This is a genomic window from Alteromonas sp. HB246098 (assembly GCF_054890645.1).
On sequence record NZ_JBTZUG010000003.1, the window covers coordinates 369,250 to 383,239 of the forward strand.

Below are 13,990 nucleotides of genomic sequence, written 5' to 3' on the forward strand. Positions count from 1 at the left end.
CGCAATTCGCAGCATCATTTGAAAGGAAGACGGTGAGCGCACAAAGCCAAAACCCCGATAGCATTTTTACGCAGCAGGTAAAACAACTTATCAACATGATTTATCCTAAAGACTCGGGCTTCGGTTCGGTTTTTGAGGATGCCAGTCATTACTTTTCCCTCACCCCTTCTCTTGAGCAGCATATTGAAGAATTAAAAGCACAGCTTAAGCGAATAGAAGGTAATAAAAAGAAAGAAGTATTAGCTGAACAGCTTGCTCAACAAATAAGAAATAGCTCAGAAAAACTTGAAGAGGAGCGTTTAGCGAGATTAGAGCGCTTGGACGCTGTAAGCACTAAAATAATCGAGCTCTGTGAAGGCGATAACTGGCAAGAAACACAACAGTTAAGCGCTAAGCTGCTTGGGACCGTAATGCTGCTGACACGAGGACCTGAGGGCAATTTTGCTCGTGTGCATATGCGCTTCAAACCGCTCTATAAGGCTGTTTTAACGTTGCGCTTAGTAGATAGACTTTTAGAACACGACACAATTGCCCACAAATATTTATCAAAGTATCGCGAAGCCGCCTCTCGCTTTCGCGGAAACCGCTATTGGCGAGACAAATGGAAAACTGAGTTAGGTCGCCCTCTTATCACCGCCGCCCTTCTGCAAGATATTGGTTTACAAAGCCCTGCTGCGCAGACCATATTAAAAGGTGAAAACGGCGACCTAGATGAGTTTCGTTTATTAGAAGAATCGCAGCGAAAAGACCTGCTGAAGCTAAACTATCACTTCACGTTACGTTACTTATCCGATGGTTTAGGACAGCCTAACTACGTAGGTAACAACAAAGAAGAAAGAGACCGTTTCAATCAAACTCACAAAGATGCTAACGAATTTTTGCTGAGTTTGGTTAAAGACGCCTTTGTGTCAAAAACCGGTTTAGGCGAGATTGTAAAAATCCCGCAAATTTACGTTTCCATCGTGCTTTCTACCAAGTCAGACTATTCCCGCATGAGCTTACCCAAGGGCTATATGTTAATTGAGCAACTTGCGAAAAAAGGTGGCCTAAATAAACAATTAGCACAGGACTTTGTTGAGCTGGTGGGCTACTTCCCACAAGGTTTTGGTGTTACATATATACCTGTTAATGAAAAAGGCCAAGAGAAAGACCAATATGAATGCGCCATAGTGATTGGGCTGAACCCCGCGAACCCCGCAGAGCCTTTATGCAAAGTCGTGACAAGGAACCAAAAATACATCACCAGCGGTGCGCAAGAAGTCATTCCAAAAGGTAGAAACCTGTATTTCCCAGCAAACAGAAAAAAGCTAATGCGCGTGGGCCAAGAAAGGTTAGGCGAAATTATGAGCCAACTGTCGAGCAATTTCACGCCAGATGCTATTGATGATTTAGTACCAAGCTTTTGGGAACCCTACGATTTCTTCGGTTTTAAAAAGCATCAGAGTTTGTGGACGAAAAATAGTTAACAAGCGATAAGTTTGAAGCATAAAAAACGCCCATCTAAGGGCGTTTTCAATGAAACTCGTTTATGACCAATTGCTATTACACTTCGCGACACGATGAAGTGAGACGAGGTTCATTCATAATACCCGCCCGTCTGTAGGTGTTATTATTTTCCGTATTACTGTTAACGGCTCTCATATTATGACGTATCGCAGCAGCATGACAATCCTGTGCATCTTGGTACTGCCTAACGAAGAAGCCCTGCGCATCATAAAGCGCAACACCGCCGCTATTCGCTTCTGGCTGTTGCTGAGCAATTTCTGTTGAATCGCATGCCGTTAAAAAAATTACTGACGCTACCAATAGTATTCTCATGCCATATTCCTTCATTTATTGTTCAATTAAACAGTAGGTTATATGAACAACAACTGCAAGTGTTTATTGAACAATAATCATTCACCGCTAATCTGAAACGTAATTCTCAATTGATTACTTTACGCCAAAACCACTACTAAAAACTTATCATATTCGATTGCATGGGTTGTACACGCCAACTGCCCAAAACATCGTATAATCGTTCGGGCAGCGAACACTATAACGACGATACCTCGCTAAGGACCTTTACTATGCGCCCCTAATTTTTGGCGAGGACTTTTACTCGTTGTTCTTAGTGCTTTCAGACGAACTCGATGTAGTTTTAGTCGTGCTTTTGGCCGGTGTCGCTTTAGTACTAACTGTTGTCTTACGCGCTGTACTCTTAGCTGCCGTTGACTTCGCCTCAGTGCGCTTGTTAGCTGTTCCAGTAGCGGCCTTTTTAGTCGAATTAGACGATGAAGCGGCCGTCGTAGTAGCTGTTTTTGCTGTACTCGCTTTGCGGGTACCGGTGGTTGTCGACGAGGTCGTTGTTGACTTAGCTGCAGAACTTTTAGTTGCTGTTCTTTTAGTGGCAGTAGCCTTACTTGCAGTACTTGTCGCTTCGGCTTTTTTAGCCGCTTCTTTTGCAGCTAAAAGGGCTACTTGCTCGACGAGCAAATCCACTTTTGCACTCAACATTTCAAGTTGCTGCTCTTTCTGTTGACGTTTTTGACCACCTGATAATGCTGAAAATAACGGCGTTGATGCCACCAGCTTTTGTGCAGCGTCGACTAAAGCGAATGGATTAAGTGTACGCCTAAGTTCACTTTCCACTTCAAGGCCTTTAACCTGCATAGCGTTAATGGTTTCGTGTGTATCGTCAATTCTCTGGCTGACCACACCTGCAGCTTGGTCTAGCTTTTCAGATAATAAGTCAGAACCAGCGAAGAGCCATCCGAACAAGGGGGACGATTTTAAAGGTGAAGCGTTGCTACCATTTAGTGTTGTCGTTTTTCTTTCGGCAACAGGCACAACTTCTGGATTGGGAATATTTTTGTTGCTCATAACGCCTCCAATATGGAGATTTGTAAGCATGGCAGTGTAAGGCCTTTTCACAGCTTAGTTTCAAAGCTTTGCTAATAGCTCACTCTAAGCTTGAACACGCGGCTTTCACTGCCACTCAGTTGCAATTTTATTAATACCCTACTCAAACTAAGTAGTAATCAAAAACTGCATATTGAGCACCGCAAGCGGAGCCCAAAAAAGACTATCGCTTTACTTGCTTGCCGCCAGTTTAGCAACAGCTTCAGTCAAGGCATCGATTTTAGCCGAAAGCTCTTCAATACGCTGATCTGCTGGCTCAGAATCAAGACCAAGTTTTTTGCGAACATCAGCTACACGGTTTTCCACATCGTTAGTGGTCGATTTAAACTTGCTCTTAGCATCGTCTTCTAGCGTTTCACCTTTAGTTACTAGCTCGTCGAACATTTTGTTCGCCTCTTCGCTTAGTTTCTCGTAACGCCCTTGCGCTTCTTCAACGCTTTTACCATAAGCGCCTAGGCCTGCTAACCAAATTTTACGCGCCATTTCTTCGGCTTCGTTAATTTTGCCTTTAATTGTGTCAGTAGTAGTCATGTTCAGCTCCTATGAATGCTAAATTTGAGTGTGTTTCAACACCATGGTTAAACTGTACGCTTAACAATTAGAATCCGCATACTAAAAACACTAAAAAATAAAAAAGCCCGAAAAGTGGTGACTTATTCGGGCTTAAAGACAAAAGCTAAATTCTAAATATTAGCATCGAATTAAAGTGGTACACCTGCAAGGTGCAAAACAAAGGCATATTCTAGAGCAGTTGATTCAAACCGCTTAAAACGTCCTGACGCGCCGCCGTGCCCCGCTTCCATGTCGGTTTTAAACAGAAGCAAGTTGTCATCTGTTTTATACTCTCTAAGTTTAGCAACCCACTTCATCGGCTCAAAGTATTGAACTTGCGAATCATGTAACCCTGTAGTTACTAGCATGTGTGGATAATCTTTAGCTTCTACTTGATCGTAAGGCGAGTAAGACAGCATGTAATCAAACTCATCTTTATTCGCTGGGTTACCCCATTCAGTGTACTCACCTGTGGTCAATGGAATAGTCTCATCGCTCATCGTGGTCACCACGTCAACAAACGGCACGTGAGCACTTACCCCTTGATAAAGCTCAGGGGCCATATTGACAACGGCACCCATTAGTAATCCACCTGCGCTGCCGCCCATTGCAAATATGCGATCTTTATCAGCGTACTGCTTAGCAACTAAGCCTCTTGATACATCAATAAAATCAGTAAATGTATTCATTTTTTGATGCATTTTACCGCTCTCATACCATTCACGCCCTAGCATCTGCCCACCGCGAATATGTGCAATAGCAACAACAAACCCTCTGTCTATTAAAGAAAGCCAGCTGCTTCTAAATGTCGGGTCAATAGTTGCGCCATACGAGCCATAAGCATATTGATACAGTGGGTTAGTGCCATCTTTCTTAAACTGATCCTTGCGATAAACCAATGAAACCGGAACTTGTGTGCCATCACGCGCTTCAATCATAACTCTCTCAGATGCATAAGCGGAAGAGTCAAACGTGTCAGACACACGGGTTTGCTTCATCACTTCACTTTCAAGCGTATCAAGGTTGATATCAATGATAGAGCCTGGCGTCGTTAGCGAGCTGTAATAAATTCTCAACTTGTTAGTATCCATTTCAGGGTTCGCATTGAAGTAGGCACCGTAAATTGGATCTTGAGTTGGTATAACCTTTTCTTCTTTTGAAGTTAGGTTGTGTACGACTAAGCGCAGCATGCCATTTTCTTTTTCTTTCACAACCAGATGATTTTTCATCACTTCAATGCTTTGAAGGAAGACGTTAGGACGATGTGGGACTACTTCTTGCCATTTCGACACGTCACTTGTTGCATCAAGTGGCGCTTTCATTACTTTGAAGTTTTTTGCATCAATATTAGTTAAAACGTAATAACCGTCACTTGCTTTTGCTACGCTATATTCCTGACCGTCTTTAATAGGTAGGAATACTTCTGATTGAGACGTAGGATTGTCTGCATCTATCAAAGTCACGCCAGTTTTGTCAGTGTTAGAATGATGAATGTAAATAACGCTATCGTCTTTGCTTTTACTGATGTAAGTATAAAACGTAGGGTCGCTCTCTTCGTACACTAAGACATCGTCTTCTTGAGAAGTACCCAGCTTATGGCGATACACTTGATAGCCTAAAAGGGTTTGCGGGTCTTTTTTCACATAAAATAAATGTTCATTGTCATTAGCCCACACTGCGCTACCTGACGTGCCCTCTAATACATCGTTTAACTTTTCGCCGCTTTCCAGATTTTTTACGTAAACGGTATAAATTCGACGACTGAGCGTGTCTTCAGAGTACGCCATAAGCGTGTTGTTACTGCTCACCGAGTAACTTCCAATACTAAAATAGTCATGTCCTTCAGACATAACATTTGCATCAAGCAACACTTGTGGCTCTGCATCCAGTGAAGGTTTTCTCAGGTATACAGGATACTCATTCTCTCCCGAATAACGGGTGAAGTACCAATAACCATTATCGAAAACAGGTACCGTGGAATCGTCTTTCTCTATACGAGAAATCAGCTCTTCATAAAGTGCTTCACGGTTTTCTTTGAGCGGTGCAAGAACTGTTTCAACATAGCTGTTTTCCTGCTCTAGATGCGCCAATATCTCTTCATCTGTGCGTGAATCATCTCGCATCCAGTAATAATTGTCGTTCCTAGTCACTCCATGCGCCGACATTTCATAAGGCACTTTTTTCGCTAATGGTGCATTAACATTTGTATTTAACATAACTGATGGAGCCGCCTTGTCTAACTCTTGTTGAACGTTTTCCGTTTTGTTCTCAAGGCTACAGCCTGACATCAGCCCGCCTGCAGCAAGTGCTATCCATATGAATTTCATTATTTTTCCTTTGTACCCATGTTTATCCACGCTTTGTGCTTTATCGCTGTCAAAAAGTGCTTCTTCAAAACTGTCTTAATTTTGAATTTGTGCGCAAGAAAGCCCTTCGCTGTTTTATATAGCGAGTATATCTAAATGAAAGTGAGGTTCTAGTTTTAATGGCAAATGTATGCGGGTAAGGCGGGGATTAAATGTTACAAAATATACACGCCTTAAAGATAGAAAAATATTACGCAGATTGCACAAACAAAAACACCGCATATCCCTAAGGGCGATGCGGTGCTTGATATAAAAACCTGTTATCGAATTTAGAATCAAGTTTACGTTCTTCTGAACCTAAACGTGACTAACCTTAATCGACTAAATCTTTCGGCATTTCGTCGCGAATAGACAGCCATACTTTACCACTCTCAATACCGTAGTTTCTTACCACTACTGGTACTCTTTCATATTCGCCTTTTTCAGCCACTTCCAGCAAATCAGCGTAATACTTGTTTGCTACGTCCCTTGCTTGCTGATGCGAGAAAAAGTACCCGCCTATTCTCGAGTAGAGCCCGCGGAATCCGTTCATCATCAGAACGAAAACGTTATTGTTTGAGGCAAGCGCTAGATCGTGAGTCATTTGATAATCGAATTGAGCAAACGCCAAGCCTTCTTGCTCAACATCTTTGTATCTTGCGATAATATCTGCAGACGCTTGAGGGTTGTTACGGATAGCACCTCGAATGAAAACCGCACTTAAGTTAGTGCGCGCAGCAAGCAGATTATCGACAAGCTCAGGAATGCCCTCTTGGTCTAAGCGAGCCAGGGTTTCAAGAATGTTCAGACCGCACGTTTCCCAGAAGTTATTTACTTTGGTCGGCTTGCCGTGTTGAATAGTCAACCAGCCATCACGTGCCAAACGCTGCAATACTTCTCGTAAAGTGGTTCGCGTTACACCAATTAACTCAGAAAGCTCTCTTTCTGCAGGCAAAATGGTGCCAGGTGGAAACCTTCCACTCCAAATAGATTCAACAATATATTCTTCGGCGAATCCGGCTGGACTCTGTGCCTTATAAATCATAACTAATCGCCTGCACGTTCTTGTTATTTTCCAACTGATTGTACCAGATGCTGTTTTATTATCACAATGAATTATGCTTCGTTCACTAAAGGTTTTAACAACTTGTTAAAATTAAAGTGTTATTTCAGAGGCTACAAAGTGGTATTTGTTTACTTTACGTTCAAATTAGCCAGCATTTTCTATCTCAATCATAAATATCATCAAAAAAGTGATAAATATTCAGTGACTTTCATATGGTGGGGTCTGTGAATTGCTTTCTCAAGGCGGTAATATCATGTACGCTTAATTTCCGACTATAATGACAGCAGCAAAACCGTGGTAAAGCGAAATAAATCGCATAACGCCAGCAGTTTATGTATGCAATAACCGGAACTACACAGTATAAAGATGCGCAAAATGCGTGCTTTGTTGTAAAAGGAACAGGAACTCATGCAAACCTCAATGATCGCGGCGATCTATAAGAATTTCCTGGGACACGCGCCCGACTGGTATAAAAAAACCATTATTGCCTTTCTCATTGTTAATCCCTTCATCTTTATGGTGGACCCATATGTAGCTGGCTGGACACTTGTCATTCAGTTTATTTTTACGCTAGCAATGGCGCTTAAATGCTACCCGCTTCAACCAGGTGGTCTCCTTCTTATCGAAGCTATGTTTATAGGTATGACGACACCCGGTCATATGATGCATGAGATTGAAGTGAACTTAGAGGTACTACTACTGCTTGTATTTATGGTAGCAGGTATCTACTTCATGAAAGATTTACTTATGTACTTGTTCACCAAACTGGTTATCAAGGTACGTAATAAGCTAATACTTTCGCTTTCATTTATTTTTGCCTCTGCGTTTTTATCTGCATTCCTAGATGCGCTCACAGTAGTGGCGGTAATCATCAGTGTTGGCTTAGGCTTTTACTCTATTTATCACAAAGTGGCGTCAGGCAAAGAGTTTCATTCTGACCACGACCATACCAGTGATGACGAATTAGGAAGCCACGATTTAGAAGACTTCAGAGCATTTCTACGCAACCTCATGATGCACTCAGCGGTAGGTACAGCGTTAGGTGGCGTTATGACTATGGTAGGTGAACCCCAAAACCTAATTATTGCTGACAAAGCAGGTTGGGATTTTGTAGAGTTCTTTATCCGCATGGCGCCAGTAACCTTACCCGTTTTTGTATTCGGTTTGTTAACCACGGTAGTGTTAGAAAAAACCGGTATGTTCTCGTACGGTGCCAAACTACCCACAGCAGTTAGACAGATTTTGGTCGATTACAACGAGCACATGGATAAAGGCCGCAGTAAGCGTGAAACAGCAAAACTTGTAGTTCAAGCGCTAATTGGTGTTTGGCTAATAGTAGGCCTGGCTACACACATGGCATCCGTGGGTTTAATCGGCTTATCCGTTATAGTGCTTGCCACTTCAATGAGCGGTGTTATCGAAGAGCATGCACTAGGTAAAGCATTCGAGGAAGCACTACCTTTTGCTGCACTACTTTGCGTTTTCTTTGGTGTAGTAGCCGTTATTATCGACCAGGGCCTATTCCAGCCAGTTATACATTGGGTGTTGTCGTTTGAAGGCGAAACTCAAATGGTCATGTTTTATCTTGCCAACGGTGTGCTGTCAATGGTGAGTGATAACGTATTCGTGGGCTCTGTGTACATCACTGAGGTAACGGCTGCTCTGCAAGCTGGCCAGATCACTCGCGACCAGTACGACATGCTTGCAGTAGCAATTAACACAGGTACAAACTTACCAAGTGTTGCAACGCCAAACGGTCAAGCAGCTTTCTTATTCTTGCTTACCTCAGCTATCGCACCGCTACTTCGCCTGTCATATGGCCGCATGGTGATGATGGCGCTGCCATACACAATTGTACTTACTATTGTAGGTTTGGTCGCAACCTATATTGGACTTGCCGATGCAACTCAGTGGCTATACGACATGCACCTTATTGAGCACCACTCGGTTACCGAAGCAGGCGTGCAAGCGGTGGGGCACTAATCCATGCGAGGTCTTATTCACGGCATAAGCCAGTGGGCAGAGCACAAGTCTTCTTGGCTTGTGCTTTTCGCTACATCACTAGCATTGGAAATTGCAGCCCTGTACTTCCAATACGGCATGGGCATGAAACCATGCATTATGTGCATTTATCAGCGTACGGCTATGTACGGGATTGTGTTGTCGGCACTTGTGGTAATTATAAAAAACAACGGGTTCACCCGTATGCTTGGCTTTGCTGGTTGGGCGGTATCTGCAGGCTGGGGCTTTTTGATTGCCAAAGAGCACGTGGGTATTCTTAACGCTGCGAATCCATTTTTTGCTAGCTGTGAAATAGTGCCTAACTTTCCTTCATGGTTACAGCTTCATGAGTGGCTGCCCGCGGTGTTTGCTGCTGAAGGTGACTGTTTAGAAGACTCGTGGCAGTTTTTGTCTATGGGAATGGCTGAGTGGATGCAAATTATATTTGCTGCTTATTTTGCTGTATTTGCCATTGTATTTGCATGCCGTTTGCTGGATAAGAAACCCTTTTGATCGACTTATCCATTCTGCCCTCTCGCCTTCCTCCTATACATACTGAGCAAGGCCCAATTAGCATTCAGCGCATCGCAGAGAAACACTGCTATGCGCTGTGTGATGCAGGCCAACAGTCGATTCATCATGTCAAACCTTGGTTTGGCTCTGCCGTGTGCCCAGTTACTCCAGCTTTATCTAAACAGTGTATAACTGGTATGGAGAAGGCACGCGAAACAGGCTACGGCCTAACCTATTTGTTAATACATGACGAAAAATGTTTGGGTATGGGGATTATCAATCATATCCACCATACGCATTTGACGGCAAATCTTGGCTATTGGTTAAGACCAGATGCATGCGGTAAAGGCTTAGCAACAGCAATTTGTGAAGCGTTGAAAAAGCTTGCGTTCTCTCAGATGAATTTGCATCGTTTAGAATGCTTTATTGAGCCAAATAATAAGGCAAGTATCCGTGTTGCTGAACGTATTGGTGGGATAAAAGAAGGGCTGTGTAGAAAGCGTGTATTTGGAAGAGATGCGCTTCTTTATGCCGTTATCAATGACAGCTAAGCTGCCTAAAATATTGCCGCTTTTAAGCGGCAACTTGCTTTTTTAAAACGTGTAAGTCAACGCCGTATAACCGTATATAGAATCATCAGGATATGCACCACTATCTAGCGCGTCGCCTTTAGCTAAATAAGCGCCTCCAAACTCTAGCTGTAATGCCTCGTGCGCGTTATAGCGCCAGCGAAGCTCAACCTGATGCCCCAAGAAGTCATTTGCGCCTTCAGCAACTTTTTGCAGCCATAACCCTTTATAGCCGATCATTATGTCGTGTAACTCGTCAAGTTTCGTTACGCTTCGAAGGCCTGGTGCAAAAATGTTACTTCTAGGGAAAGTTTGATATACATCTGTAGGTCCAAAGTCAAAACGCCGCAATCCATACAAGGAGTCGAACGCGCGTATGGTATCATCGCTTGTGTCGTCATCACCGCTTGCAGCGTCAACTTCCGCCCTTAAAAACGTACTATCGTTTATTTGTTTACCTATGTGACTATGAACCATCCATGCTCTGACATCTCTGTTTATCACATCAGAAGCCAGCGCGGATTGTCTAGCCTCACCAACTTGCCCAATCGCTTCTATGTTAAACTGCCAGTCGTTGAGCAACATCGCGGTATGATCTATTGAGAGTGTATAGAGATCTCGATTTTTCGTACTAAGTTCTGCAGAGTCAGACTCTTTTAGCCAATAGCTATGAACCTTCCAAGCATTGTCTTTAGACTCTGCGTAAATACCGAAAATCTTTCGATTACTGAAGCTTTTATCAAACTCACGTTCGTTGTCATCAATTGCCCCTGTATCATTTGGAAAACGGGTTACAGGGAGCAAATAGAAGGCTCGGACGCTCCATTCAAGCCAATTTGTATCAACAAGCATCCCCTCAAACGTGTTGGTAGCATTTCGGTACCGTGTGCGCCCCATTAATCGTCGACTTCCATGGTCTAGCGTTACGCGACCAATAGATAGACTGTCGATGTAAGGCAGTGCGCTTTTGTAAGAAAGGTAGAACTGGATAGGCTCTACGGCATTGACTTGTGAAGACGTTAATGTGGGATCGTTGTCGTCCATGAAGGCTCTTGCATCTTCCAACTCTCCAACTGCTTGCCAACGACCATATTCAACTGCACCTTTTAATCTAATTCGCGTTGAAAAGCGTTCATTCGTTTTTGGACGTGCTTCTTCAGTAGTAGGGAAAATGGGGTTGTTCAAGGTTTCGTAACGTAACCTAACCGAACCGCTGTGCTCAAAACTAAATTCCTGTGCACTAACATTAGATAGTGTATTTGTTATAACAAACGACAACCAAACGCTGTTTAGGACAAACGCCTTCATCGATAAACCTTATTAGTTCGCAACTAACTACGTGTAAAAGTGGGAGTATAAACTAGGTTCGTTGCCAATTCTCATGGCTTTAAGTCTAATACAGTTAAAAAAATGACTGCTTGAGCAGTCATTTAAGAGCAAGATAGTGCGGAAAAAATGAAAGGTTAATCTATATCTTCCAGAGGCCAAATGGCGATATAGTCTTCAAAGTGGTTAAGATCTACATCGCTTTCAAACACCGTTTTATTACGTACTGACATTCCCTTCGCGTGCATTACGTGCTTCTTACCTTTGTTTAGCAAAGGGTGCCACGAGGGTATCCCCCTTCCTTCATAAAGGCGTCGATAAGTGCAACTGTTTGGCATAAAGAAAATATCTTTGAGGTTTTCTTTTGTCAGCTTCACGCAATCAGGAACCAACTCGGTGCGTCTTTCATACTGAGTACATTCACACTTTTTCGTATTCAAATATGAACACACAATATTGGTGTAGTGAATCTTCTCATTTTCGTTGATATGATCGGTCACTTCATATTCTTCTACCGCATCATCATCGATAAATTTTTGCAGACAACACTTCCCGCAACCGTCACAAAGAGATTCCCATTCTTTTTGGGTCATTTCTTCTAATGACTTAGCTTCCCAAAATGCTACTGTCATTCAGCTACTACCTTTGAACTTACCGTTATTAGGCCGTCTAACGATGCCTTAACTTTATCTGCCGGGCTAAGCTTACCCACCCCTTTGGGCGTACCGGTAAGGATTACATCACCGCTATCTAGGGTAAATATAGACGACATATGGGCGATCAGGGGAATGATCTTGTGTAGCATGAGCTCGGTATTCCCCTGCTGCCTGACCTCTCCGTTTATGGTTAAGGTAAAGCGCAAATCATCAAGATTCCCAACTTCGCTGTACGGCACAAAGCCAGAAAGTGGCGCACTGTTATCAAAAGACTTCGCCCGTTCCCAAGGTTGCCCTTGCTTTTTAAGCGCTGCTTGGATTTCCCGAAGGGTTAAATCAAGCCCCAGGCCAATTCCCCAAATAGCGTCTTTGACCTCATCATTACTAGCATTTTTAAGTGGTGACTTAAGCAGTACTGACACTTCAAGCTCGTTGTGGCACTCGCCTTTGTCAGTGGGAATAGCAATGGGCTCATGCATATGGCACAAAGCAGCTTTCGGTTTCATAAACAGCAGCGGTGCTTCAGACACCGTAGAGTTCATTTCTTGAATGTGGTCGAGGTAATTTCGACCAATGCATAGCACTTTACTAACCGGTAATGGTATCTCATTACCTTGGGTATCAATGTGACGATATGTCATTAGTAACCTCGCTTTATTCGTTCTGATAAATACCCAACCGACACACCAAAATATGATGAGCGGTTCCACTTCATTAGCGTATGGAAATTGTTATACACCAAGTAGATTCGGCCTTTCTCACCGTCTGGCATAATGAGTGACGCATCAACATTTGCATTGGGAAGCCCGCTACCGTTATAGCGCCTAACGCCATTTGAGCTCCAAAAAGATAGCGGCTTCATATTAGATTTTGCAAGGCCTGAAAAAGGCACTGGCTTGGTCAATGTTACTTGGCGTCCCCATGTCCCTTCACTATCCCACCCTTCAGATGACAAGTAGTTAGCGATTGACGCGAACACATCAGCCTTAGTTTCCCAAATATCCTTTCTGCCGTCGCCGTCGTAGTCCACTGCGTAATTTAAAAAGGATATGGGCATAAACTGTGTTTGTCCCATGGCACCGGCCCAAGAGCCTTTAAGCGCCTCTACAGAGATATGCCCTTCATCTAGTATCTGAAGTGCCGCAAAAAAATTGTCCTTAAACAGCTTTTCCCGACGCCCTTCGTATGCCAAAGATGCCAGTGCAGACAACACACTGAAATTGCCCTGTATTTTACCAAAGTTAGACTCGTTACCCCAAAGCGCAACAATAAATCGTGCCTGAACCCCGTATTTTTGAGCAATTTCTTCCAGCAGCAGTTTATGTTCGTTGTACTGCTCAACCGCTTGCTTTACTTTCCAATCAGGTACTCGCGTTGCCAGATAGTCATCTAACGTGATCTTTTTCTCTGGCTGACTTTTATCAGATTTAACGACGGTAGGTCTAAAGGCGATATCAGCGAACGCCTGCTCTAGCTTAGCTTTATCAATACCTTTTGCAGCCGCTTCGTTTTTAAGCTGAGCAACATAACGGTTAAAGCCTTCCTCACTCAGCCCATTGTCACTACTCGGCTTATTTTCAGCGTAAGCCGAAGCCGAAAGGCTTAAGGTGATACTAGATATAAGCACGGCAACGTTTAGCGGCTTAGGCAGCAAACTGTAGCAACTACGCTTAGTGTGAACCGTCAGTCGAGCGACTAAGCGGTTTATTATCTTTACTAACATGAATATTTAAAACTTTTTATCCGGGTTTTTAGACAAGCCGAGGGATTCGCGATGCTGCTCAAGTAGGTTGTCTTCTTTGGGTGGCATTTGTAGATAAAAACCTTTTTCAGTAAGTTCATCGATAAGCTTTTGCTTATCGACCATACCCAGTTTTTCCCGTTTTTCTAAAGCGATAATAGTCACTAATTCCGGGCGACCAAAGGTTTCCATTAGCGCTTCGGGCACATCTTCGAAATGATCTTTTTTTGGCACATATAAATACATGCCTTCTTTTTTTCGCGTTTTATAAACTGCGCATAACATAAATGATTTACTCGCTTTGTAATGAGTGCGGTCGT

Annotated in this window: 14 protein-coding genes; 4 read left to right on the top strand and 10 right to left on the bottom strand. The window is 43.2% G+C overall.

Going from position 1 to position 13,990, the window contains the following annotated elements; translation table 11 throughout:
* The first annotated feature begins 32 nt into the window (after positions 1–32).
* Positions 33–1,466, top strand: a complete 1,434-nt coding sequence (locus tag ACYTPF_RS09580; protein ID WP_461852053.1) for a hypothetical protein — start codon at positions 33–35, stop codon at positions 1,464–1,466.
* A gap of 76 nt (positions 1,467–1,542) precedes the next feature.
* On the opposite strand, the gene ACYTPF_RS09585 is transcribed toward ACYTPF_RS09580, so the two are convergent.
* From ACYTPF_RS09585 to fadR, 5 genes are all read right to left on the bottom strand, one after another.
* On the bottom strand, positions 1,543–1,818 hold the full coding sequence (locus tag ACYTPF_RS09585; protein ID WP_461852054.1) for a hypothetical protein: 276 nt from the start codon (positions 1,816–1,818) through the stop codon (positions 1,543–1,545).
* 279 nt (positions 1,819–2,097) lie between these two features.
* Positions 2,098–2,862, bottom strand: coding sequence for a hypothetical protein (locus tag ACYTPF_RS09590; protein WP_461852055.1), 765 nt, complete (start codon positions 2,860–2,862; stop codon positions 2,098–2,100).
* Between the two features lie 210 nt (positions 2,863–3,072).
* Positions 3,073–3,432, bottom strand: a complete 360-nt coding sequence (locus tag ACYTPF_RS09595) for a phasin-related domain-containing protein (protein WP_025255732.1) — start codon at positions 3,430–3,432, stop codon at positions 3,073–3,075.
* Positions 3,433–3,602: 170 nt separating this feature from the next.
* Complete coding sequence (locus tag ACYTPF_RS09600) at positions 3,603–5,780, bottom strand: S9 family peptidase (protein WP_461852056.1); 2,178 nt, start codon at positions 5,778–5,780, stop codon at positions 3,603–3,605.
* 352 nt (positions 5,781–6,132) lie between these two features.
* A complete protein-coding gene (gene fadR, locus ACYTPF_RS09605; RefSeq protein WP_461852057.1) occupies positions 6,133–6,843 on the bottom strand; it encodes a fatty acid metabolism transcriptional regulator FadR in 711 nt (236 codons plus the stop codon).
* Positions 6,844–7,272: 429 nt separating this feature from the next.
* Here fadR and nhaB point away from each other — a divergent pair, with 429 nt between their 5' ends.
* From nhaB to ACYTPF_RS09620, 3 genes are read left to right on the top strand one after another with little or no spacing between them, the layout of a single operon-like run.
* Positions 7,273–8,847 (top strand): sodium/proton antiporter NhaB, encoded by a 1,575-nt coding sequence (gene nhaB / locus ACYTPF_RS09610; RefSeq protein ID WP_461852058.1) that lies wholly within the window; start codon positions 7,273–7,275, stop codon positions 8,845–8,847.
* 3 nt (positions 8,848–8,850) lie between these two features.
* Positions 8,851–9,378 (top strand): disulfide bond formation protein DsbB, encoded by a 528-nt coding sequence (gene dsbB / locus ACYTPF_RS09615; RefSeq protein ID WP_461852059.1) that lies wholly within the window; start codon positions 8,851–8,853, stop codon positions 9,376–9,378.
* The gene (locus ACYTPF_RS09620) at positions 9,375–9,929 is read left to right on the top strand and encodes a GNAT family N-acetyltransferase (protein ID WP_136782973.1); all 555 of its coding nucleotides are present in this window, start codon (positions 9,375–9,377) and stop codon (positions 9,927–9,929) included. The genes dsbB and ACYTPF_RS09620 overlap by 4 nt, the downstream gene beginning before the upstream one ends.
* A gap of 42 nt (positions 9,930–9,971) precedes the next feature.
* On the opposite strand, the gene ACYTPF_RS09625 is transcribed toward ACYTPF_RS09620, so the two are convergent.
* The 5 genes from ACYTPF_RS09625 to ACYTPF_RS09645 form a co-directional block, all read right to left on the bottom strand.
* Positions 9,972–11,255 (bottom strand): alginate export family protein, encoded by a 1,284-nt coding sequence (locus tag ACYTPF_RS09625; RefSeq protein WP_461852060.1) that lies wholly within the window; start codon positions 11,253–11,255, stop codon positions 9,972–9,974.
* 155 nt (positions 11,256–11,410) lie between these two features.
* Positions 11,411–11,905 carry a YcgN family cysteine cluster protein gene (locus ACYTPF_RS09630; protein WP_461852061.1) on the bottom strand — a complete coding sequence of 165 codons (495 nt, stop codon included), beginning with the start codon at positions 11,903–11,905 and terminating at the stop codon, positions 11,411–11,413.
* Positions 11,902–12,570 carry a fumarylacetoacetate hydrolase family protein gene (locus tag ACYTPF_RS09635; RefSeq protein WP_461852062.1) on the bottom strand — a complete coding sequence of 223 codons (669 nt, stop codon included), beginning with the start codon at positions 12,568–12,570 and terminating at the stop codon, positions 11,902–11,904. The genes ACYTPF_RS09630 and ACYTPF_RS09635 overlap by 4 nt, the downstream gene beginning before the upstream one ends.
* The gene (locus ACYTPF_RS09640; protein WP_461852063.1) at positions 12,570–13,652 is read right to left on the bottom strand and encodes a lytic murein transglycosylase; all 1,083 of its coding nucleotides are present in this window, start codon (positions 13,650–13,652) and stop codon (positions 12,570–12,572) included. Before ACYTPF_RS09640 ends, ACYTPF_RS09635 begins: the two co-directional genes overlap by 1 nt.
* Before the next feature lie 6 nt (positions 13,653–13,658).
* Entirely contained in the window at positions 13,659–13,955 is a 297-nt protein-coding gene (locus ACYTPF_RS09645) for a YcgL domain-containing protein (protein WP_179983919.1), read from the bottom strand.
* Between the last annotated feature and the right edge of the window lie 35 nt (positions 13,956–13,990).